Here is a 21,418-nt window from a genome sequence, read left to right as displayed (position 1 = left end):
AAGAGAGAGTAGAAGGTCGTACAACATAGAAAGTGTTGTACGACCTTTTTTCGTATATGAATGTTCATCAATTAAGAATATGTAACCTGTATTTGTTGATAGAAATGTAAGTAAGCTTCTTTTGTCGTATAAAACAAATCTTGCCGCTCAAACTAACATATATGAATATATATCGTTTCGGAGGCGACAACATGATTTCTTTCCAAGATATTATAGCTGCTTATGAAAAAATGAAAGGCGTTGTACATACGACACCACTTGATTATTCGAGTACGTTTAGTGATCTATCACATAATGAAGTATACTTAAAGCTTGAAAATTTGCAAAAGACTGGTTCTTTCAAAGTGCGTGGTTCTTATAATAAGATGGTTTCTCTTGGTAAAGGAGAACTGGAGAATGGAGTTGTTGCAGCATCAGCTGGTAATCATGCGCAAGGGGTTGCCTATTCTAGTAATATGCTCGGTATTCCTTGTACAATTGTGATGCCAAAGGGTGCTCCGCTTAGCAAAGTACTTGCAACTAAGCGATACGGTGCACATGTGGAGTTACAAGGTGATGTATTTGATGATGCACTAGCGTATGCACTTGATTTAAAAGAACAAACAGGAGCGAAGTTTGTTCACCCATTTGATGATGAAGCCATAATTGCTGGCCAAGGGACGATAGGATTAGAAATCGTGCAGCAGCTTGATGATGTAGAAGCTGTTATTTGTCCAGTTGGGGGCGGTGGCTTAATTGCAGGTGTTGCGATGGCGATTAAAGAACAAAAACCGTCAGTGAAAATATATGGTGTACAAGCACTTGCTTGTCCGGGAATGAAGCAATCGTTGCAAGAAAAGAAAGTGATAACAGTAAACGCGGAACCAACTATGGCGGATGGTATCGCGGTAAAAAGGCCAGGAGATTTAACATTTCAGCTTGTAGAGCGTTACGTAGATGATATTTTTTGTGTAGACGAAATGGAAATTGCAAGAACGATGCTAATGCTATTGGAACGCAATAAGTTGTTGGTAGAGGGATCAGGTGCAAGTTCGTTAGCAGCTCTGCTCTATCAAAAAATCCCAGTGAAAGAGAAAAAAGTCGTATCGGTTTTAAGTGGTGGTAATGTAGATGTCAACTTTATTACGCGTATTATTGAGCATGGAATGGTGGAAGCGGGACGCTTTGTTCATATCGCAACAATGATTAAAGATAAACCAGGACATTTGCAACATTTACTTGAAATCGTAACAAGTTTCGAAGCGAACGTATTGCATATACATTTAGAACGGATTGGAACAAAAGTGTTCCCAGGGTATACGCAGCTCCATTTATCGTTAGAAACGAAAGATAAAAATCATATTGAAGAAGTATTAAGTGGGATAGAAAAGAAGGGATATAACGTAGAGATTATTGACTAAAAATTTTTAAACAAACGTTTGATTAAAGAAAAAAGCACAAACCTATAATCATAAAAGGTTTGTGCTTTTTTCTTTAAAACATGATTGAAATTAAGAGCATTCCAATTCCAATGGAAGCAAACGTTGCGATAAGACCAGGAATCATAAAGCTATGATTTAATACGTATTTACCGATGCCTGTTGTTCCGGTACGGTCAAAGTTGATTGCAGCAACAATTGTTCCGTAGTTTGGAATGAAGAAATAACCGTTTACTGCAGGGAACATAGCAATAAGTAGTGCGGGTGGAATGCCAAGTGATAATCCGAGTGGCATTAAAGCACGTACTGTAGCTGCTTGGCTATACAGTAATATAGATAGGATAAATAATGCAATAGCAAATAACCATGGTGCACTTGTTACTAAATGTTGAATCGATCCTTGAATCATATTTAGGTTTCCGTTGAAGAAAGTATCTCCCATCCAAGCGATACCGAAGATAGCAACAACAGCTGTCGCCCCTGCTTTAAAGACATTGCCAGATACAATGCTTTCCACATTTGGTTTACAGAAGAGAATAATAAGAGCAGCAATTGTTAGCATGACCATTTCAATCGTATTAGGCATTGAAAGACGAACTAATTTTCCGTCTACCATCCACCCTGGACGAAGTGCTTCAAATGAACCAAGAAGAACGACAAAAACAGTCGCGAATAAGAAGAGAATAACAGATAATTTGGCGCCCTTTGCACCTACAAATTCTTTCTTTTCTTCAAGCTTTGGAATCATACCTTCTTTTAAGCGTTTCAAGTATTCTGGATCTTCTTTTAATTCTTTACCCATCTTGCTAGCAACGAAAGCTGCTAACATACAAGCAATGAAAGTAGAAGGAATACTTACTTTTAAAATATCTAACAATGTAATTTTATAATCTGCTAGCATTGCTAAAAGTGCAACAGTTGCAGCTGAAATTGGACTTGCTGTAATTGCTTGTTGTGAAGCGATTACGGCGATTGACATTGGACGTTCAGGTCTAATTCCTGATTCACGTGATACTTCAGCAATAACAGGAAGTACAGAATAAGCAACGTGTCCCGTCCCAGCGCACAATGTAAATAAATAGGTCACAATAGGTGCGAAGAATGTAATACGCTTTGGGTTTTTACGCAGTGCTTTTTCTGCAAGGTGAACAAGATAATCCATTCCGCCAGCGGCTTGCAGTGCGCCAGCCGCTGTGATTACTGCTAGAATCATCAGCATAACGTCAATAGGAGGAGCTGTAGGTTGTAAGTGGAAGACGAATACGAGTATTGCCATACCAACTCCGCCCATTACTCCCAGTCCAACACCACCAAGGCGCGCACCGATAAAAATGCAGAGTAGTAAGGTGATAAATTGTAGCCAAAACATGATAAAATACCTCCAAAATCCATGTGGTAAGATATTTTTGAATAATTTAATTTATATAATAATTATTAAATTAAACAAATAAAAGCCTTTTATATAAACCTTTTTTATTATATAACACATAAAAAGTAACATTCACTATATTTGGTAAAATTATTTTACAAAACTTATAAATAGAATGTACTACGTATAGAGGTATGAGTTAGAAAAAACATATAACGATTTTGTATGAAAAATTTATACTTAATAAACGTAATTTTTTATAAGGGAGATGTATGAACAGGCAGGGAAAACTAAGTACTTTATTTCATTAATCTGTATCCGTGTTTAAAAAAGAAACTCCTTATATGTTTGTTCGGAAAAATAAATCATGCTACAATGAAAGCGAATTAAGACCGGGGAGCCATTTGGCTGAGAGGATGTAAATTGCATCGACCCTCAACCTGATCTGGATAATGCCAGCGTAGGGAATTACTTAAAGTTTGTAAGCAAACGTTATTGTATAATAACTTGCATGCAAGGCTTTCCTGCGTATTTCGTAGGAAAGCCTTTTCTTTTTCACAAAATATTTTTTGCAAGGGGGATTTTAGTATGTCACAACAAGTTACAATTTCATTTTCAGTCGTACCGCAAGCAAAAACGAGAGACGTATATGATGTTGTTGATAAGGCGATTGAGGTCGTACAACAATCAGGTGTTCGTTATGAAGTGGGTGCGATGGAAACAACGTTGGAAGGAGAATTAGACGTGCTTCTTGATGTCATTAAGCGTGCACAACAAGCTTGTGTCGATGCTGGAGCAGAAGAAGTTATTACTTCTATTAAAATTCATTATCGTCCAAGTACTGGTGTAACGATTGATGAGAAAGTTTGGAAGTACCGTGATGAATATGAAAAACCAGAAGCGATCTAACATAACAATTACAACGATTTGGCTTATCCTTCTCATTGCCATATGGGAAGGATCTGTTTCATTATTTCGAATTGAACCATGGATTTTACCAAAGCCTTCTACGATTGTACAAGAACTAATTGGAATGAAAGATCTATTGTTACCAAATACGATACAAACACTGCAAGAAGTTGTCATTGGATTATTCTTTGCGATTGTAATTGGGACGAGTATTGCAATTGTTATGGATGTTATTCCGTTATTTCGTGTGTTAATTAATCCGTTACTCGTTATTTCACAAACGATTCCGATTGTAGTGCTGGCACCTTTATTTATTATTTGGTTCGGTTATGGGATGCTCCCAAAAGTGATGGTCGTTATTCTTGTTTGTTTCTTTCCGATTGCTCTTAGTATTTTAGAAGGTTTTCAAACAGTAGATAAAAACATGCTCAAGTTATTACAAACAATGCGCGCAACAAAATGGCAAATCTATCAAAAGGTCAAATTCCCAGCAGTGCTTCCATACTTTTTCTCAGGATTAAAAATTGCGGTTACATACAGTGTGATGGGAGCAATTATTGGGGAATGGCTTGGAGCGAGTGAAGGATTAGGTGTCATGCTCACAAGGGCGACGAAATCCTTTTTAACAGCTCGTGTATTTGGTATCGCAGCTATTATCGTTATGGTGACGCTATTCTTGTATTTTATTGTAGAATTTATGGCAAGAATAACAGCACCATGGATATACAGAAAGGACGACAGAAAATGAAAAAAGGCTTAAAAGTTATGCTAGCCGCTTTACTAGCAGTTGGCGTTGTCGGCTGTAATGCAGCGAAGAAAGAAGAGAGTACAGATAAAGGGAAGAAAGTAAAAGTTGTTTTAGATTGGTTCCCAAATACAAATCATACTGGTTTATATGTAGCGAAGACGAAAGATTACTATAAAAAACAAGGTTTAGATGTAGAAATTATTCAGCCGGGTGATAACGTATCAGCAGAGCAAATGATTGCTTCAGGAAAAGCTGATTTCGGTGTCAGTTATCAAGAAAATGTAACATCAGCTCGTGTTGAAGGAATTCCGGTTGTTTCCATCGGGGCAATTATTCAACATAATACATCTGCATTTGCAGCGTTGAAAAAAGATAATATTAGCTCTCCAAAAGATTTTGAAGGTAAGCGTTATGGAGGCTGGGGATCACCATCAGAAGAGGCAACGTTAAAAACAATTATGGATAAACATCAAGCTGATTTTAATAAAGTAGAAAAGATTGTTCTTGGACAAACGGACTTCTTTAAATCAATTGGCCGTGATGCGGATTTTGAATGGATTTATTATGGTTGGGACGGTATCGAGGCGAAGCGTCAAGGCAAAGAATTAAATACAATTATGGTAAAAGATTTAGATCCAGCGCTAGATTTCTATAGCCCAGTCATTATTACAAGTGAAAAGCATACAAAACAAGATAAAGATTTTGTGAAAAAATTCATGAATGCAACAGCAGAAGGATACAACTTTGCAATTAAAGAGCCAAAAGAAGCAGCTGATATTTTAATTAAAAATGTACCAGACATTAATAAAGAGTTAGTACAAGAGAGTCAAAAGTGGTTAAGTACGAAGTATCAAGATGATGCAAAAGCGTGGGGAGTACAGAAGGAAGAAGTTTGGACGAATTACATGAATTTCTTACATGATAACAAAGTTATTAAAAAGAAAATTGATGTAAAAGATGCTTTTACAAATGAATTCCTTCCAAGTGAAAAATGATTGGATTACAAATAAAAGATGTTGTGAAAGCGTTTGATGGGAAAAATGTACTAGAAAAGATTAGTGCCTCTATACAAGAGGGCGAGTTTGTCTCGTTCGTAGGACCAAGTGGTTGCGGAAAAAGTACGCTATTAAATATGATTGCGAGTGTTGAAGAGGTAACTAGTGGAGAGGTAATTTATAACGATGAACCTGTTCAAAAGCAGGATATTGTCAGTTATATGCCGCAGCAAGATTTATTGCTTCCGTGGCGCTCAGCCTTGCAAAATATTGTGCTTCCATTAGAAATTGAAGGGAAGCCAAAGAAAGAGCGGCTTGCAGAAGGAATGGAAGCTTTGCAACAGTTTGGTCTGGCTGAATACGCAAATCATTATCCAGATGCATTATCCGGTGGTATGCGTCAACGTATTAGCTTTCTCCGTACTTATTTATGTGAAAAACCGATTATGCTACTTGATGAACCGTTTGGCAAGCTAGATGCATTTACAAAGATGGAAGTACATAGCTGGCTCTTAAATTCTTGGCATCAAGAAAAGCAAACAATTGTTATGGTAACGCATGACTTAGATGAAGCAATATTATTGTCTGATCGCGTGTTTATCATGTCACAAAGGCCGGCAACCATTGTGGGTGAAGTAAATGTTAACTTATCTCGTCCACGTACGATGGACATGCTGACATCTCTTGAATTAAAAGAAGATAAAGCGAAGATTTTAGGTATATTAGCTCCTTATATGCAGAAGTAATGAAAGCATCTTAACGGTCCTTATATAATGACTGCTAAGATGCTTTTCGTTTAGAAAAAATTTATAAAGAAAAAGAGGAACAAAATGATTCATAACGAATAAAATATAAGAGCATAGTCCATGCTTATTATAAGACAATAATGATTTATAAAGGAGTGAAAGGATAAGATGACTTTATCAACTGTTCTTCAAATGGTTTTAGCTTGATATGGGAGAAGTCTGCCCATTTTTAAAGTTTAAGCCAAATTGAAGACAGCAGGTAAAGAACCTTAATCCTTTTTTACAATAATAAATTGTAATGGGTAAGGTGTATTCACCTTACCCATTTTTCTATGTACACAATTAAATAGGATCTTTATTTTGCTGTTCTCTCTATTTGGCTTGTTAGTCATATGAAAAAGGAGAGAGAAAAAATGAGCGTATTAACAGTAGAAAATTTAAAACATATGTATGGCGATAAAACCATTTTATATAATGCTTGTTTTCGGTTATTACAAGGTGAACATGTTGGACTTGTGGGAAGAAATGGAGCAGGAAAATCGACATTGCTTCGTCTATTAACAGGAGAAATTTTGCCTGATGGGGGAACGATTGATTGGTTTCCACATGTGAAGGTGGGGTTTTTAGAGCAGCATATTGATTTACAAGTAGGAACAACAATTGAGGAATACTTGCAAAGCGCATTTTCTCATTTGTATACAATTGAACGTGAAATGATTGTCATTGCTGAAAAGATGGCACAGGAAATGAATTTAGAGAAATTATTAGTACAATATGGAGAATTGCAACATGTACTAGAGAGCTCGGGTTTTTATCAAGTTCATACAAAAATAGACGAAATAGCAACGGGATTAGGCTTGTTAGAACTAGGTATGGAGAAGGAAGTTTCGAAGTTAAGCGGTGGACAGCGTACGAAGTTATTGCTTGGAAAGCTTCTGTTAGAAAAACCAGATGTTTTATTGTTAGATGAGCCAACGAACTATTTAGATGCCGTTCATATAGAGTGGCTAACATCATATTTACAAGAGTACGAACATGCTTATATTGTCGTTTCACATGATGCATCGTTTTTAAATGATATTACGAATGTTATTTATCATTTAGAAGGGCAAACAATTAAGCGATATACAGGGAATTATGAAAGGTTTTTAGAAAGTTATCAACTACAGAAAGAGCAATTACAAGCGGCTTATATAAGACAGCAAAAGGAAATTTCTAATTTGGAAGGGTTTATTCAAAAGAATAAAATCCGAAAAGCGAAACAGGCTAAAAGTCGTGCAAAGGTATTAGAGAAAATGAAAAGGGTTAGAAAAATTAGTGATGCACCAAGACCGCGCTTTCATTTTCAAATTCATACGGAGCCGGTGAGTCGTATATTACAAGTGGATCAACTTCAAATAGGTTATATAGAGCCATTATTTCCAGCCTTTAATTTACAAGTGAAAAGGGGCGAAAAGATTGCCATTGTTGGTCACAATGGAATTGGAAAAACAACAATGCTAAAAACATTGCTGGGTCGACTTAAACCGTTAAGCGGGACCGTTCATATTGGAGAGCGGGTAAACCCTGCGTATTTTGCTCAAGAAGAATTTGCGGCAGAAATTACACCGCTTGAGCAAGTATGGTCAGGGCGCCCAGATATGAAGCAAAAAGAAATTCGTCAATCTCTGGCAAAGTGTGGATTAAAGGAAGAGCATATTCGTCAGCCGCTTAGTTCGTTAAGTGGTGGAGAGCAAACAAAAGTACGTCTATGTGAACTTTTATTAATGAAGAGTAATGTTCTAATTTTAGATGAGCCAACAAATCATTTAGATGTACAGGCGAAAGAGGCGTTGAAAGAAGCTTTAGAACACTATCAAGGAACAATTCTACTTGTTTCTCATGAGCCTTCTTTTTATGAGTCTTGGATTACTCGCGTTTGGGATATGGAAGAAATGAATATTACTAAAGAATAAGAGAGAAGCCATTTTAGTGAGAATGTAAGGAAGGCAGCTACATTTTTATATAGCTGCCTTCATACAGTTTATTGGTTTACTTGTAAACGTTCTTGAATAAATAATAGTAATTTAACAATGCTGTCTTCCGTATAAATATCAAATTTCTGGCGATGAAATTCACCATGTTCGTTATAAAAAATAAATTCTCCTTTGCCTGCCACTTCGTTTATTGACATTTGGAAACTAAGCGGTGTTGCTACAATTGAGCCGTTATCATCTCTTAAAAGAATTTGGCAGAGTGCTTTTTGTTGTTCTATCTCATATAAAAAATCATAATGAAAGGATTGGGACAGTTTTTCTATCTGAGATAGTAGTAGGGTTTGTATAGCATTTTCTTCGTGCATACAATGTAGCCTCTTTTCATTTTTCTGTATAAAGTATTTACTGTTACCTAGTATATTAATTATGAGTATAACTTGTATACGATTATTGCTTATAATCAGTATTATTTCTAGAAATGATCAATAGTTTTGTGTATGCAACAGCCTTTATCTTAATTATTCTTGTTCAAGGATTACAGTCTTTGGGTAATGGAATAGCAAGAAAATTAAAGAAAGATTAGAAAAAGCGGTATCTCAGAGAATAAGAGATACCGCTTTTTACTTAATTTCCGAGAACTACAGCATTTAGAATTTCGGCTGGATTTCCTGTTCCAGCACCTCCAATTGTAATTGTTCCACCAGCAGGAATATCGCCGTTCCATCCCGCGTTTGTAATGACGTAATGATTCTTTGTATTACTTACAAGCTTAGAGTCCCAAACTTGTGTTAAACTTCCATTATAATCAAATTCCAAATTCCAGTTTTTAATAGGGGTTGTTCCTGTGTTTTTAATTATAATAGAAAAATTGTAGCCATTTTCCCAGTTTGAAGTAACTGCAAATGTCACGTTACTATTTCCGCCTGGTGGGGTTGTACTTCCATCATCGGTTTTAACTGTAATGGAAGATGGTTGTGATTGATTTCCTGCTGCGTCTTTCGCAACAATTGAAAAAGTATATTCTGTATTGAGTTTTAAATTTTTAATCGTAATAGTATTCGTGGTTGTTTTCCATTTCTCAGTTCCAGAAGTTACTTCATATTCTGTAACACCAACATTATCAGTAGATGCATTCCAGGATAATTGAACTAGGCTTGAATTTTTATTTGTAACTGTAATGTTTTTTACGTTTGTTGGAGGTAAACTATCTTTTTGGTTAATAGGTCCGCCTAGTAATTCTGTAACTAACGTATCAAGCAGTTTTGGACCACTACAACTATATCTTGGACTTGTACGACAGTCACCACTTAACTCCCAAAACATTGCCCCGCCCAAACCTTTTGTTTTTATATAATCTGTTTTATGTTTCATAGACTCTGTATCATCATAGCTAATAAACGTTCCAGTAGTTTCGTTATATAAATACGGGACTTTAGCTGTGTCGTTCCAGTAACGAACAAAGCCATTTTTGTTTACATAGTTAGCCGCTAAATCACCGTAATCATATACACCTGTGTCTCCTGTGGAATAATCATCCCAAGTTCCTTTAGAAGCTAGCTTTCCATCACTGCCTGGCTTACAAGGTTGATATTGTCCATTGTTATCTTTCCCGCAGCTTTTCCAGCCGCGGCCATAGAAAGGAACACCCAATACAATTTTATCAGCTGGTACACCTTCATTTTTATAAATTTCAACAGCTCCATCGACATAAAACTTTGTACCAACTGCTGGGTCTTTCGGATCACCGTATAATGCAGCATTATGATTAGATGTTGCTTCCCAGCCACCATGAAAATCATATGTCATGATGTTAATCCAATCGACAATTTGTGAAACCTTCTTCAGTTCTGTATGGTCAGCATAACGCTGACTTGCACCTGAGGCAATTGTTAATAAATATTGTTTCCCATCTTCAGAGCCTGCTTTATTTAAAGCATTTCGGACATCTTGAAGAAGTAATGTGAAATTTTGCTTATCTTCTGGGCGATAGCTTCCTCCAGGAATCGTTTCAACACCTGGGTATTCCCAGTCTAAATCTACACCATCAAATCCATATTCACGAATGAAAGCCGCGGCAGATTCTGCAAATACTTTCCGAGTTTTTTCATCAGCAGCTACGTCAGAAAAACGATTGGACCATGTCCAGCCTCCGACTGAGATAATGGTTTTTAAGTGGGGGTACTTTGCTTTTAGGCGTTTCAGTTCACCAAAATTTCCGCAACGGGCATATTTGTCACAATCTTCCCATGTTGAACCTGAACCGGGAAAAGATTTATTAACATCAGCCCAAGGTTCGCCTAGTACAAGGGTGCCATTAGGTACTTCTTTATTTTGCAGTGGTACACTAGATTCTTTACAGGACCATGTTTGTTTATTTGGGTTATCAGGATGAGTAGAAGGATTTCCATGTTTGCCATTCCAACAAATATCAGCAAAGGCATAGTTCAAATGAGTAAGCTTTGATGCATCGATGTCAGCAACTTGATAATTTCGGCCATAAATACCCCAAGAAGGAAAGTACCCAATAATTTTTTGATTTGTTTTGGATGAATCTGCTGAGACAGGATTAGGAGTTATAAAATTTGTAAGAAAAAGAGGTAAGAAGAGTAGTAGAGATAGGAATAGAAATGTGATTTTTTTTGACCTCATAGTCATTTCCCCTTTCGAAATAAAAAGATATATTTAATGGCTATTGCCAATAAATCAGAATGAATCTAGACGTAAAAATGTCTAGATTGTCAAAATGAACAGACATCACGAAGTCTATACAAGGGAGATGGCGTGATTTCATCGTAACAAATGTAAGATTTTATGTAAACGCTTTATTTTAGTAGGAAGGAGTTTCTCAATTACATGAATAGTTATAATGCGAATTATATATAAATTTACAGTCTAAAAAATCTGAAAACTTAATTTTAGAGGACAATTTGAGAAAAAATTGTGTGAAATTATTGTTTCATATCATAGCAGCATTGTGAAATTTCATGTAAAATAATAGTAAAAATATGTAAGGGAGGGAGAGCGATGGATGTTTTCTTGGGCATTGCTGAAGAAAAAATTCGTCAGGCAATCAATAACGGTGATCTTGATGATCTGCCTGGTAAAGGAAAACCACTGCAATTAGAAGACCTTTCAATGGTACCCCCGGACCTTAGAATGAGCTATAAGATTTTGAAAAACGCTGGAATGATCCCAGCAGAGATGGAACTACAAAAGGATATGTTGAAAATAGAGGATTTAATTGCTTGTTGTTACGATGAAACAGAGAGAGAAAAATTAAAAGAGGAGTTAACTGCGAAAACTCTTCGTTTTCAACAGTTAATGGAAAAGAGAAAAATAAAGGAATCTTCAGCATTTCGAATGTATCAAGATCAAGTGTTTCGGAAATTACGCTAAGAGGGATAAACATGAAAGAAATTTCAGAGGAATATTTAGTATTTACGGCACCAACAGTTTTATTATTCCATGAAGGGAAAGAGATACTTCGTGAGTCGTGATTTATTTCCTTAGAGAAGATAGAACGAGCAATACAGGTAATTTAATATATGGAAGGGGAGTTTTATATGGGTTTTGTAATAGGAGCATTGTTGTTTATAGTACTAGTTGGAATGATTGTAAAAGAAGTAAGGTCTCATAAACGTAAACCAAACCTTTATAAGTCAGGTACTGGCGATACTACGACTACAGCTACTTCTACACCACTTTTTTTTGCAGGATCTGATAATGATAATTCCCATGACTGTGGAAGTTCCTTTGGAGGAGATAGTGGATTTTCTGGAGGAGATGGTGGAAGCTGCGGTGGTGGAGGTGGAGATTAATGAGAAATACGCTCTTTGTGAGCGTATTTCTTTTTAAACAAACGTTTGATTAGTTGGTATGAAACTGCATAAAATCAGCTAAACAAATGTTTGTTTAATATGTTTAGAGTTTAGCTATATAAGTTTATTGTATTTATAAATACAGAATTAATGATATTATAAGGGGAATGAGAATGAAGAAGAAACCAAAAGTTAAAAACAAAGGGAGGGTAGCTCTTTGGTTATTAGTTGCAGGGGGAGTATTTATTGTTAAACTGGGCTTTAAAGTTGGAACTATCCATACATTTCGAATATGGTTTGAAAATGTATTTTCCTAAATAAGGAATATAACCTCTTGTAAAAGAGGTTATATATTTGTTATTATTAGACTGAACGGTCGGTTTGATGGGGTGTGAATATGAGAAAAAGTGCAGAAGAGATAAAAAAAGAAATAGCATACCAAGCGGAAGATTTGTTTTCAAAAAAAGGATATGCTGCAACATCTATGGAAGACATTTGTGAAATTACTGAGCGCAGTAAAGGTAGCATTTATTATCATTTTAAAAGTAAAGAAGAATTATTTTTATTCGTAGTGAAACAACATACGTACGATTGGCTGGAAAAATGGAATGAAAAAGAAAAACAGTATCGTACGAGTACCGAAAAATTATATGGTCTTGCAGAGTATCATGTAGAGGACACCCAGCATCCTATTTTTAGTGCAGTTGAAGAGTTTTCTACAAGTCAAGTTGTGAGCAAAGAAGTTTTAGATGAAATGCTTGCTTTAGCAAGGGCATCATACGTTGTTATTGAAAAGTTAATTGAAGAAGGCATAAAATCTGGAGAGTTCCGTCAAGGAGATACCAGGGATCTTATGTACATTGTAAATGGTTTATTATCTGGGCTTGGGATGCTTTACTATGAGTTAGACTCTACAGAAATGAAGCGAATTTACAAAAAGGCAATTGATGTATTACTACAAGGAATGGCAGCTGAATCTTAAATCGGCAGCTTTTTTCTTATACAAAAATAGACTGAACGGTCGGTTTAGGAAAGAGGAGATAAGATGAAAGCTTTATTTAGAAATCGTGCATTTATGCTTGTTATGGCGTCTGATATTTTACAGCAGTTTGCGATTTGGATTCGAAATATGGCACTTTTGTATTTCATTATGGAGCGAACAAATAATGATCCGGTTTCGGTTTCATTATTATCTGTTATGGAATACGCACCGATTTTTATTTTTTCATTTATTGGTGGTGCACTAGCAGATCGTTGGAATCCTAAGCGGACGATGGTAGCTGGAGACATATTAAGCCTATTATCTATTATAGGGATTGTTTTATTGTTAAAGCTGGATTATTGGCAGGCTATATTTTTTGCAGCGTTTGTTTCGGCTATCGTCGGGCAGTTCTCTCAGCCTTCATCATCACGGATATTTAAACGCTATGTAGAAGAAAAGCATGTCGCAAATGCAATTGCAATCAATCAAACGTTACAGTCGTTATTTATCATTTTCGGTCCGGTTGTAGGGTCAATTGTTTATATACAGTTTGGATTGTTTACTTCGCTATACAGTTTAATTGGTTTATTTGTGCTATCTGCTATAACTCTTTCTTTTTTACCAAGATGGATTGAAAAAGAGAAAACTGTGAGTACCTCATTAAGGAATGATATAAAAGAGGGCTGGAGATATGTTCTTCAAACAAAAAATTTATGTATGATTACAATTACCTTTGCGATCATGGGTTTAGCAGTTGGATTAACGAATCCATTAGAAGTATTCCTTGTTATTGAGCGGTTAGGGATGGAAAAGGAAGCTGTTCAATATTTAGCAGCGGCTGATGGAATAGGGATGTTAATAGGAGGTATCGTTGCAGCTGTTTTTGCTTCAAAGGTACATCCGAAGAAAATGTTTGTGTTTGGAATGGTGATGCTAGCTATGTCATTTCTGGTGGAAGGACTGTCTACATCATTTTGGATTACTAGTTTGATGAGATTTGGAACAGGAATTTGTTTAGCTTGCGTTAACGTTGTTGTTGGGACACTTATGATTAAGCTTGTACCAGAAGAGATGGTAGGGCGTGTAAATGGTACCATCTTACCGCTTTTTATGGGAGCTGTGTTAATTGGAAATTCTCTAGCTGGAGGATTAAAAGAAATGACTTCAATTATTGCTGTGTTTTCTATAGCGATGTTGCTTATTCTACTTGCGGTTTTACCAATTTTACGTATGAAGATAAATGAAGAAGTTGGAAATAAACAAGAGGATACGAATAAAAAAGAACTTACAGATTCTTTTGTGTAGGAACTTTGTTGCGTCATGCAAAAAGGAGCGATTTATGCTCCTTTTTTGTATGGAGATTTTTTGACAACGATATGCACCAAATATATACTGATGATGTAAAATCGATTTTACAGGTTAGGAGAAATGATGTGAAAAACCAAATTTATGAATTACGCACTGAAAATAAGATTTCACAAGGTGTATTAGCTGATAAGTGCAAGGTATCAAGACAGACGATAAATGCAATTGAAAATAATAAATATGATCCAAGTTTAGCATTAGCCTTTCGTTTAGCTGAAGTGTTAGGCACAACGGTTGATAAATTATTTATGTATAAGCAGTAAGGGGAGAAAAGATTGGGGAAAAGTAAAATAAGTTTATTGTTTATGTTTGTAGTAGGTGTAAGTGCCATGGCATTTGCACTCTATTATTGGTTAACGGAGCTTCGCGTGAATTGGTATGCCTTATTCGTCTGTAGTATAGCATTACACCATATTTTTAAATATTTAACATGGCATGATATTGATGGACCAGGTGGAAAAAAAGGGGAAGATGAACTAGAAAAACATGTGTTAAAAACGAGTGCAAGTATTACATACTATGTGTTAGTTGTTTTAATTTTTGGCTTATTCTTTGCTTCAGTTGGCTTTAGCAACTGGATTGATTTTCAAAATATACCGCTTTTATTTGCCCTATGTGCTGCGATTGTTGTAAAGCCGGCTGTGGAATTCTTAGTGGTAAAACGATATCGTTAATAGATTCATAAAAAAATGTCCCTTTCATATAGAAGGGACATTTTTTATTATAATGTTTCTGACTTTGGAGCCGGTGATGTAACAGAAGTAGCATTTTCGGGTACACGTGTTAATAAAAATCCGCCGATAATAAATAAGACCGTAATACTTAGTACACCAGCATTTGTTTTTCCTGTTAATTGAGTTGTTACACCAACTAGTATAGGTCCCATAATAGCTGCGAACTTACCAAAAATGTTATAAAAACCGAAGAATTCATTAGCAGATTCTTTCGGTACCAATTTAGCAAAATATGAGCGGCTAAGTGCTTGAATCCCGCCCTGAGAAGTTGCGACAAGCATTGCTAGAATCCAAAAATCGAGTGTTGTTTTTAGAAAATAAGCATATACACAAATAATGATATAAATAATAATACCGACATATAACATCTTTTTACCTGTAAATGTTTCGGAGAGTTTACCGTATAACAAGGCGAATGGACAAGCGACAATTTGCGTTACAAATAAAATAATAAGCAGGTTTGTTGCACTAATGCCAAGGTCTGTTCCATAAGCAGTGGACATTGTAATAATTGTATCAACGCCATCAATATAGAAAAAGTAAGCGAGTAAAAATAAAAATACAGTTCTGTATTGTTTGATGTTCCTAAAAGTATTGGCTAAACGTTTAAAGCTCATCGTAATTGGCTTTGGATGATGTTCAATGTAGTGTGTTTGTTCTACATTTTTAAGCATTGGAATCGTAAATAATCCCCACCAAAGAGCTGTAATTGCAAAGGAAATTTGACTAGCGATACCAACAGATAATGGAATTGTTCCTTTCTGCGCAAGTATAATAAGTACAATGCATCCAATAAAAGGAATGGTACTGCCAATATAGCCTAATGCAAAGCCACGTGTTGAAATACGATCCATTCTATCTTCTGTTGTGACATCTACTAAGAACGCATCATAAAAAATATTTGCTCCAGCAAATCCCACTAAAGCAAGCATATAACAACCTAGTAGTAAGTACCACTGTGATGTAGGTACAACGGCTAGCATACTTGTAAATATAATACCGAGTCCAAAAAAGAATGTGAAGAAGCGTTTTTTAAATCCTTTATAATCTGCAACCGTGCCAAGAATTGGGGCAAGAATAGAAATTAACAGTGTAGAGAAAGAATTCGCATACCCCCAAAAAGCTGTTGAAGTCGCTCCAGATAGGCCAGCCTCTTTTGCGGCAGTTTTAAAATAAATAGGAAATAGTGCAGTTGTAATGATAAGCGAGTACACCGAGTTTGCCCAGTCATACAATATCCAGCTTTTTTCTTGTCTGGACATTTTTTTCATATAATGTTCCTCCTTAAAATTGTTCTAACATTAGTGTACAAAAATAAAAATTGTAAAAAGAGAAACAAGGGTAAGTTTTACATAACTTTTACATATATACACATTTCTTTACAATTGAAGTAAATCCTCTATCACAGTTCCGTCTGTTTCACCGAGATGTAACCCGAGTAACCTCGCAATAGTAGGTCCTTCGTCGATGAGCCGCATATAGGGAATGATTGTACCTTGACGAATCCCTTTCCCAGCAGCGATAAAAATTGTTTCATAGTTTGGTTTTGTCGGAGAGTAACCATGTGTACCAAACGTATATTTTTTACTGGAAGTTACATCTTTTGCTGTAATTTCTTTTATAAAATCACCTGTATGATTCTCTACAAAGTAATAGCCTTCGCGAGCTTCTAGCATAAAAAGGCAATTTCCATCAGCTCCACACTCTTTTGCAGCTTCGTCATGAAGTATAAACTCAATACCATTTTGTTTATTTTGCAGAAGTTCTTCAAGAAGGCGTTGGACTGTTTGAATGGTTTCAGTATCATTTTTATCTTTTACATGTACGTAAGCAGAACCATCACAACTTTGACAATAAGCCTTCCAATCTGTTAGTTTTCCACTCTTGCTTACTGAAAGTAGTCCTTTTTTCCTGAAAAGATTATTGAGTTGGATAGCTTTATTTTCACTTAAGGCGCTATGATCACCGAGGGCAATGATTGTAGTTTCTTCGTACATGCCATTTTCTTTTAATACACTGATAATCTTCCCTAGGCGTTCATCATGCCTTTGAATAGCTGCTGTTGTTTCTTCAGACGTAAAACCATGATAATGTCTTTGAGTGTCTAAATCTGTAAAGTGGACAAACATGATGTTAGGTTTTTTGGTTTGAATGGTATGTACAGCAGAGGCAAGGACGAAATCATCAAGTTCAGGCTGAGATAATCCATTTCTAATATGACCAAAACGACGATTTAAGTCTAGTTGATATAATGGACTGCCACTAAATAAAGAAACAAGAACTTGATTCTGCCACGGTCTGTTTGGAAAAATCTCAGGCAAGTTGTAGTCGATTTTTGCTCTTCCTGTAACAGGCCATAAAAGGGCAGCTGTTGTTAAATTGGCTTTTCGAGCTTCGTCATATAATGTCGTTCCTTTAATAGAACGGCGATACCAATGCCAATCGGGTGATTCCTTGCCTGGCTGAAGCAATGTATTACTTACAACGCCATGTTTGTTTGGATAATTACCAGTTACAATGGTGGCGTGACTTGGGTATGTTACGGAAGGATAAATAGCTTCTACTTTTCGTGCGATTGCACCTTGTTCGATTAAAGAGCTAAAATGAGGAAGTTTTTGTAATATAGGGAAATCTAAAGCTGATAAACAGTCGAAAGATAAAATGATTACATGATTTGTTAATGATTTTCCCATCGTTTATACCTCCTAATTATATGTAATCTATTATTATATATTACTATTAATACCTGGTTATAAAAACTTGTTTTCGAAAAAAGTTTATTGTTTATTTTTAGAATTTTTAAATTTATAATAATTATAAGGGAATGAATGGAAGGAGAGAGTGGGATGAACGGATTTGAAGTGTTTTTTATAATTGGAGCTATAACAATTCTTATTGTATTTGCTGTTTCGTTTGTATTAAAGAAACAATTTCCACATAGAAGATTTGATATTATTTTCGCACTTATTTTAATTCTTCTTTGTTTAATCTTCTTTCCTGTTACAATCTTCGCTATTGGAGGATGGGAGGGAATGGGATATGGTATCGCCTGTTTCTTTGTTTTAGTAGGAACGCTAATCGGTATGATTACTCATCAATTCATAAAAATCTTCCGTGGAAAGTATGTATAGATCCAGTATAAAACAGAAAAAAATGAAAAGAATATATAAAAATAAGAAAATTAGCTATTGTTTTAAAATGGGATTTATATTATGATATTCAACAAATTTATTTCGTCATAACGATGAAAAAGGATTAGTACATGTCTCACCTTTTTGCAGAGAGAGAATCCATTTGGCTGAGAGATTCTTAAAAAGACGATATGGAACCTACCTTTGCGTTCTGCATATGCAGCGGGAAGTTCCCGTTATCAAAAAGAGAGCATGTACAATTTATTTGTATATGAATCAGGGTGGTAACGCCGGCAAAAGCTCGGTCCCTATTTTGGGGACACGGGCTTTTTTTATTTTCTAAAGGAGGAAAGAGTAATATGGCAAAAGAACAAGTGCAAGCTATTACCAAAATGGAAGAGGACTTCGCTCAGTGGTATACCGATATTGTAAAGAAAGCTGAACTAGTTGATTATTCAAGTGTGAAAGGATGTATGATTTTACGTCCATATGGATATGCATTATGGGAAAATATCCAGAAGGTAATGGATGAAAAATTAAAAAAATCTGGTCATGAAAATGTGTATATGCCAATGTTTATTCCAGAAAGTTTACTACAAAAAGAGAAGGATCATGTGGAAGGATTCGCACCTGAAGTAGCATGGGTTACACATGGAGGGGATGAGAAGTTAGCGGAACGACTCTGTGTGCGTCCAACCTCTGAAACTCTATTTTGCGAGCATTTTTCAAAAATTGTCCAATCTTATAATGATTTACCGAAATTATATAATCAATGGTGTTCAGTAGTTCGCTGGGAAAAAACGACGAGACCATTTCTTCGTACAACTGAATTTTTATGGCAAGAAGGTCATACAATTCATGAAACAGCAGAGGAGTCTCAAGCGGAAACATTAAATATTTTGAATCTATACGCTTCGTTCTGTGAAGATTATTTAGCGATTCCAGTAATTAAAGGACAGAAAACAGAAAAAGAAAAGTTTGCAGGTGCGAAAGCAACATATACGATTGAAAGTTTAATGCATGATGGAAAAGCGCTTCAAACGGGAACATCTCATAATTTTGGGACTAATTTCTCCAAAGCATTTGATATTAAGTTTTTAGATCGTAATGGAAAATGGCAATATGTACACCAGACATCTTGGGGTGTATCAACAAGGATGATCGGTGGACTTATTATGGTTCATAGTGATAATAATGGTCTAGTGATGCCTCCAAAAGTCGCGCCATTACAAGTTGTTATCGTACCGATCGCTCAGCATAAAGAAGGTGTGTTAGAGAAAGCAGCACACTTGCAAGGACGTATTCAAAAAGTTGCGCGCGTGAAAATAGATGCTAGTAATAAAACACCGGGGTGGAAATTTAATGAGTATGAAATGAAAGGGATTCCAGTTCGATTAGAAGTTGGTCCAAAAGACATAGAGAAGAATCAAGTGGTACTTGTAAGACGTGATACGAAAGAAAAAGAGTTTGTATCAATGGATCAATTAGAAGAGCGTATTACATCGTTACTCGATGAAATCCACAATTCTTTATTCAATAAAGCAAAGGCATTTCGTGATGAAAACACATACCGTGTTACGACTTTTGAAGAAATGAAGAAAATAGCCGATGAAAAACAAGGATTTATTAAAGCGATGTGGTGCGGTGAGCTCGCTTGTGAAGAGAAATTAAAAGAAGTAGTTGGGGTCTCATCACGTTGTATAGCATTTGAGCAAGAGCAACTAGCAGAAGAATGTGTATGTTGTGGTAAAAAAGCAGAGCAGATGGTTTATTGGGGAAAGGCATATTAATGTTCTTAGTTGTTAGCTAATATTTTTTCTTAATCAAATTAGCTTAAATAATATATTTCAAGGTCCCATTCCCTAAGTAATAAAAGGAACATTTATCTCAAAGTTATAGATAGAGGGTCATTTGTTTGTGAATGCTACTCTCCCCAACTCAAACAGAAAAGATTTAGATAGGGGATTGTATTAACTACTTGGAAAATGTGGGTTGGTGAGGGAAATAATTAGTGGGGGATGAAGGCATCCTCCACTAATTAAAGTGTTACCTTATTTTTATTATGTATTTTTTAGACGGAGATATTTTGTTTGATTTATTTTACTTGTTTTCTACGAACAAATAGAGTGATTCCAAGTAGGAATGTAGTAATCCCTACTAAGATTCCTGTAGGGTACTGAGTTGCGGTATTAGGTAGTTTACCACCTTGTTCTGTAGTACTTTGACCTTTTACTTTCCCATTATTTGAACCATTGCCAGCTTTAGAGCCGCCACCTTGAGAACCATTGCCGCCTTGAGAACCGCCGTCTTGAGAACCGTTGCCGCCTTGAGAATCATCGCCATATTGGGCAACTGCATTGTTACCTATTGTATGAACTTCATATTTAGCAGCATGTCCACTACTTAGACCACTAAAAAAGGATAAAGATAGTGCTAATGCTAGAGTGGTGATTTTTATCATGGTTTTCCTCCTAAGTACAAAATAATACTCCATCTAAAATACATATTTTGTAATATTTCATAGCGAAAGGAATTTTATGAAAAAAAACTATATATAGAAAAAAAGGCTTGTTAAATCAAGATTTGTTTAATAAATTCAATTGGAGAATGATTAGAGAAAGATATGTTAAGATGAATACTAGATTGATTTTGAAGAGGGAGGGTTAAAGAATATAACATTGTTTATATTCGAATAATCATATGAAACAAATAACAAAACAAATCATAACAGGTACATTTTTAGCAACAACAGCATCTCTTGTTTCCACTCATGCTTTAGCGGAAAGTGAAAATTTAGCGACAGTAAATGCAACAAATTTAAATATACGTGAACAGCCGACAACACAAAGTAAAATTGTAGGAAAAGCAAAGAAAGGGACAACCGTACAGATTTTAGGAAAAGAAAAAGAGTGGGCTAAAATTTCTCATGAGGGGAAAGAAGGTTATGTCTCTCTACAATTTTTAAAGTTATTAGAAAAAACATCTAATGTTGGGCAAAACCAACAAACTACAATTAATGACGAGAAAAAAGAAAGTGGAGTTGTTACAGCGACAAGGTTGAATGTGCGTAATAGTCCAGTTTTAGGGAGTTCAATTGTTGGTTTTGTTCAAAAGGATGAAAAAGTAATAGTTTTAGGAAAAGCAAACGGCTGGGCGAAGATAAGTTATAAAGGAAAAGAAGGTTACGTATCGTTAGAGTTTGTGAAGCTAGAAGCTGGAAAACAAGG

At 35.7% G+C, this 21,418-nt stretch carries 22 protein-coding genes, 2 pseudogenes, 1 riboswitch and 1 other annotated feature; of the genes and pseudogenes, 18 read left to right on the top strand and 6 right to left on the bottom strand.

Features of this window, described 5'->3' with window-relative positions; genetic code table 11:
• The first annotated feature begins 191 nt into the window (after positions 1–191).
• On the top strand, positions 192–1,400 hold the full coding sequence (ilvA, locus tag AZF08_RS05955) for a threonine ammonia-lyase (protein ID WP_033674448.1): 1,209 nt from the start codon (positions 192–194) through the stop codon (positions 1,398–1,400).
• 73 nt (positions 1,401–1,473) lie between these two features.
• On the opposite strand, the gene AZF08_RS05950 is transcribed toward ilvA, so the two are convergent.
• Complete coding sequence (locus AZF08_RS05950) at positions 1,474–2,787, bottom strand: anaerobic C4-dicarboxylate transporter family protein (RefSeq protein WP_033674446.1); 1,314 nt, start codon at positions 2,785–2,787, stop codon at positions 1,474–1,476.
• Positions 2,788–3,170: 383 nt separating this feature from the next.
• Positions 3,171–3,271, top strand: a riboswitch (TPP riboswitch).
• Between the two features lie 104 nt (positions 3,272–3,375).
• On the opposite strand from AZF08_RS05950, the gene AZF08_RS05945 reads away from it, so the two are divergent.
• The 5 genes from AZF08_RS05945 to AZF08_RS05925 all read left to right on the top strand — a co-directional run bounded on the left by AZF08_RS05945 (position 3,376) and on the right by AZF08_RS05925 (position 8,140).
• Positions 3,376–3,696, top strand: a complete 321-nt coding sequence (locus AZF08_RS05945) for an MTH1187 family thiamine-binding protein (RefSeq protein WP_033674445.1) — start codon at positions 3,376–3,378, stop codon at positions 3,694–3,696.
• Positions 3,668–4,444: an ABC transporter permease gene (locus AZF08_RS05940; RefSeq protein ID WP_033674443.1), complete on the top strand. Its 777-nt coding sequence runs from the start codon at positions 3,668–3,670 to the stop codon at positions 4,442–4,444. The genes AZF08_RS05945 and AZF08_RS05940 overlap by 29 nt, the downstream gene beginning before the upstream one ends.
• Complete coding sequence (locus tag AZF08_RS05935; RefSeq protein WP_033674441.1) at positions 4,441–5,439, top strand: ABC transporter substrate-binding protein; 999 nt, start codon at positions 4,441–4,443, stop codon at positions 5,437–5,439. Before AZF08_RS05940 ends, AZF08_RS05935 begins: the two co-directional genes overlap by 4 nt.
• Positions 5,436–6,185, top strand: a complete 750-nt coding sequence (locus AZF08_RS05930; protein ID WP_033674439.1) for an ABC transporter ATP-binding protein — start codon at positions 5,436–5,438, stop codon at positions 6,183–6,185. Before AZF08_RS05935 ends, AZF08_RS05930 begins: the two co-directional genes overlap by 4 nt.
• Before the next feature lie 413 nt (positions 6,186–6,598).
• On the top strand, positions 6,599–8,140 hold the full coding sequence (locus AZF08_RS05925) for an ABC-F family ATP-binding cassette domain-containing protein (RefSeq protein ID WP_033674437.1): 1,542 nt from the start codon (positions 6,599–6,601) through the stop codon (positions 8,138–8,140).
• Positions 8,141–8,208: 68 nt separating this feature from the next.
• Here AZF08_RS05925 and AZF08_RS05920 read toward each other — a convergent pair whose 3' ends face one another.
• Complete coding sequence (locus AZF08_RS05920) at positions 8,209–8,526, bottom strand: hypothetical protein (protein WP_033674436.1); 318 nt, start codon at positions 8,524–8,526, stop codon at positions 8,209–8,211.
• A gap of 128 nt (positions 8,527–8,654) precedes the next feature.
• Between AZF08_RS05920 and AZF08_RS28430 the strand changes: the two are divergent.
• Positions 8,655–8,744: pseudogene (locus AZF08_RS28430) on the top strand (metal ABC transporter permease); the annotation flags it as partial.
• A 41-nt stretch (positions 8,745–8,785) separates the two neighbouring features.
• Here AZF08_RS28430 and AZF08_RS05915 read toward each other — a convergent pair.
• Positions 8,786–10,810, bottom strand: coding sequence for a glycosyl hydrolase family 18 protein (locus tag AZF08_RS05915; RefSeq protein WP_033674435.1), 2,025 nt, complete (start codon positions 10,808–10,810; stop codon positions 8,786–8,788).
• Positions 10,811–11,185: 375 nt separating this feature from the next.
• Between AZF08_RS05915 and AZF08_RS05910 the strand changes: the two genes are divergently transcribed.
• The 8 genes and pseudogenes from AZF08_RS05910 (at position 11,186) to AZF08_RS05880 (ending at position 15,000) form a co-directional block, all read left to right on the top strand.
• Positions 11,186–11,557: a DnaJ family domain-containing protein gene (locus AZF08_RS05910; RefSeq protein WP_033674434.1), complete on the top strand. Its 372-nt coding sequence runs from the start codon at positions 11,186–11,188 to the stop codon at positions 11,555–11,557.
• A gap of 32 nt (positions 11,558–11,589) precedes the next feature.
• Positions 11,590–11,658 (top strand): annotated as a pseudogene (locus tag AZF08_RS32110) (thioredoxin family protein); the annotation flags it as partial.
• 66 nt (positions 11,659–11,724) lie between these two features.
• The gene (locus tag AZF08_RS05905; RefSeq protein ID WP_033674433.1) at positions 11,725–11,979 is read left to right on the top strand and encodes a hypothetical protein; all 255 of its coding nucleotides are present in this window, start codon (positions 11,725–11,727) and stop codon (positions 11,977–11,979) included.
• 173 nt (positions 11,980–12,152) lie between these two features.
• A complete protein-coding gene (locus AZF08_RS05900; protein ID WP_033674432.1) occupies positions 12,153–12,296 on the top strand; it encodes a hypothetical protein in 144 nt (47 codons plus the stop codon).
• 80 nt (positions 12,297–12,376) lie between these two features.
• Positions 12,377–12,961, top strand: coding sequence for a TetR/AcrR family transcriptional regulator (locus tag AZF08_RS05895; protein WP_033674430.1), 585 nt, complete (start codon positions 12,377–12,379; stop codon positions 12,959–12,961).
• Between the two features lie 63 nt (positions 12,962–13,024).
• The gene (locus tag AZF08_RS05890; protein ID WP_033674428.1) at positions 13,025–14,266 is read left to right on the top strand and encodes an MFS transporter; all 1,242 of its coding nucleotides are present in this window, start codon (positions 13,025–13,027) and stop codon (positions 14,264–14,266) included.
• A gap of 71 nt (positions 14,267–14,337) precedes the next feature.
• The gene (locus AZF08_RS05885; protein WP_082246058.1) at positions 14,338–14,589 is read left to right on the top strand and encodes a helix-turn-helix transcriptional regulator; all 252 of its coding nucleotides are present in this window, start codon (positions 14,338–14,340) and stop codon (positions 14,587–14,589) included.
• 12 nt (positions 14,590–14,601) lie between these two features.
• Positions 14,602–15,000 (top strand): hypothetical protein, encoded by a 399-nt coding sequence (locus AZF08_RS05880; protein WP_033674425.1) that lies wholly within the window; start codon positions 14,602–14,604, stop codon positions 14,998–15,000.
• Between the two features lie 47 nt (positions 15,001–15,047).
• On the opposite strand, the gene AZF08_RS05875 is transcribed toward AZF08_RS05880, so the two are convergent.
• Both AZF08_RS05875 and AZF08_RS05870 read right to left on the bottom strand, forming a co-directional pair.
• Complete coding sequence (locus tag AZF08_RS05875) at positions 15,048–16,331, bottom strand: MFS transporter (RefSeq protein WP_033674424.1); 1,284 nt, start codon at positions 16,329–16,331, stop codon at positions 15,048–15,050.
• 108 nt (positions 16,332–16,439) lie between these two features.
• Positions 16,440–17,753: an alkaline phosphatase family protein gene (locus AZF08_RS05870; RefSeq protein WP_033674423.1), complete on the bottom strand. Its 1,314-nt coding sequence runs from the start codon at positions 17,751–17,753 to the stop codon at positions 16,440–16,442.
• Positions 17,754–17,906: 153 nt separating this feature from the next.
• Between AZF08_RS05870 and AZF08_RS05865 the strand changes: the two genes are divergently transcribed.
• Both AZF08_RS05865 and proS read left to right on the top strand, forming a co-directional pair.
• The gene (locus AZF08_RS05865; protein WP_033674422.1) at positions 17,907–18,191 is read left to right on the top strand and encodes a YesK-like family protein; all 285 of its coding nucleotides are present in this window, start codon (positions 17,907–17,909) and stop codon (positions 18,189–18,191) included.
• Between the two features lie 104 nt (positions 18,192–18,295).
• Positions 18,296–18,504, top strand: a binding site (T-box leader).
• Positions 18,505–18,550: 46 nt separating this feature from the next.
• The gene (proS, locus tag AZF08_RS05860; RefSeq protein ID WP_033674420.1) at positions 18,551–19,981 is read left to right on the top strand and encodes a proline--tRNA ligase; all 1,431 of its coding nucleotides are present in this window, start codon (positions 18,551–18,553) and stop codon (positions 19,979–19,981) included.
• Positions 19,982–20,286: 305 nt separating this feature from the next.
• Here proS and AZF08_RS32105 read toward each other — a convergent pair whose 3' ends face one another.
• The gene (locus AZF08_RS32105) at positions 20,287–20,652 is read right to left on the bottom strand and encodes an LPXTG cell wall anchor domain-containing protein (RefSeq protein ID WP_033674419.1); all 366 of its coding nucleotides are present in this window, start codon (positions 20,650–20,652) and stop codon (positions 20,287–20,289) included.
• 239 nt (positions 20,653–20,891) lie between these two features.
• Here AZF08_RS32105 and AZF08_RS05850 point away from each other — a divergent pair.
• Positions 20,892–21,418, top strand: a 527-nt coding sequence (locus tag AZF08_RS05850) for an SH3 domain-containing protein (RefSeq protein WP_153019486.1), incomplete at its 3' end; no start/stop codon positions are given.

Origin of the sequence: Bacillus gaemokensis (genome assembly GCF_001590835.1) — a bacterium.
Taxonomy (GTDB): Bacteria; Bacillota; Bacilli; order Bacillales; family Bacillaceae_G; genus Bacillus_A; species Bacillus_A gaemokensis.
Note: the sequence above shows the minus strand (reverse complement) of the source record. Positions and strands in the feature narration are given on the sequence as shown.

Coding starts and splice junctions, on each gene's coding strand:
- ilvA (WP_033674448.1), top strand. CDS start 192: ATGATTTCTTTCCAAGATATTATAGCTGCTTATGAAAAAATGAAAGGC.
- AZF08_RS05950 (WP_033674446.1), bottom strand. CDS start 2,787: ATGTTTTGGCTACAATTTATCACCTTACTACTCTGCATTTTTATCGGT.
- AZF08_RS05945 (WP_033674445.1), top strand. CDS start 3,376: ATGTCACAACAAGTTACAATTTCATTTTCAGTCGTACCGCAAGCAAAA.
- AZF08_RS05940 (WP_033674443.1), top strand. CDS start 3,668: ATGAATATGAAAAACCAGAAGCGATCTAACATAACAATTACAACGATT.
- AZF08_RS05935 (WP_033674441.1), top strand. CDS start 4,441: ATGAAAAAAGGCTTAAAAGTTATGCTAGCCGCTTTACTAGCAGTTGGC.
- AZF08_RS05930 (WP_033674439.1), top strand. CDS start 5,436: ATGATTGGATTACAAATAAAAGATGTTGTGAAAGCGTTTGATGGGAAA.
- AZF08_RS05925 (WP_033674437.1), top strand. CDS start 6,599: ATGAGCGTATTAACAGTAGAAAATTTAAAACATATGTATGGCGATAAA.
- AZF08_RS05920 (WP_033674436.1), bottom strand. CDS start 8,526: ATGCACGAAGAAAATGCTATACAAACCCTACTACTATCTCAGATAGAA.
- AZF08_RS05915 (WP_033674435.1), bottom strand. CDS start 10,810: ATGAGGTCAAAAAAAATCACATTTCTATTCCTATCTCTACTACTCTTC.
- AZF08_RS05910 (WP_033674434.1), top strand. CDS start 11,186: ATGGATGTTTTCTTGGGCATTGCTGAAGAAAAAATTCGTCAGGCAATC.
- AZF08_RS05905 (WP_033674433.1), top strand. CDS start 11,725: ATGGGTTTTGTAATAGGAGCATTGTTGTTTATAGTACTAGTTGGAATG.
- AZF08_RS05900 (WP_033674432.1), top strand. CDS start 12,153: ATGAAGAAGAAACCAAAAGTTAAAAACAAAGGGAGGGTAGCTCTTTGG.
- AZF08_RS05895 (WP_033674430.1), top strand. CDS start 12,377: ATGAGAAAAAGTGCAGAAGAGATAAAAAAAGAAATAGCATACCAAGCG.
- AZF08_RS05890 (WP_033674428.1), top strand. CDS start 13,025: ATGAAAGCTTTATTTAGAAATCGTGCATTTATGCTTGTTATGGCGTCT.
- AZF08_RS05885 (WP_082246058.1), top strand. CDS start 14,338: ATGCACCAAATATATACTGATGATGTAAAATCGATTTTACAGGTTAGG.
- AZF08_RS05875 (WP_033674424.1), bottom strand. CDS start 16,331: ATGAAAAAAATGTCCAGACAAGAAAAAAGCTGGATATTGTATGACTGG.
- AZF08_RS05870 (WP_033674423.1), bottom strand. CDS start 17,753: ATGGGAAAATCATTAACAAATCATGTAATCATTTTATCTTTCGACTGT.
- AZF08_RS05865 (WP_033674422.1), top strand. CDS start 17,907: ATGAACGGATTTGAAGTGTTTTTTATAATTGGAGCTATAACAATTCTT.
- proS (WP_033674420.1), top strand. CDS start 18,551: ATGGCAAAAGAACAAGTGCAAGCTATTACCAAAATGGAAGAGGACTTC.
- AZF08_RS32105 (WP_033674419.1), bottom strand. CDS start 20,652: ATGATAAAAATCACCACTCTAGCATTAGCACTATCTTTATCCTTTTTT.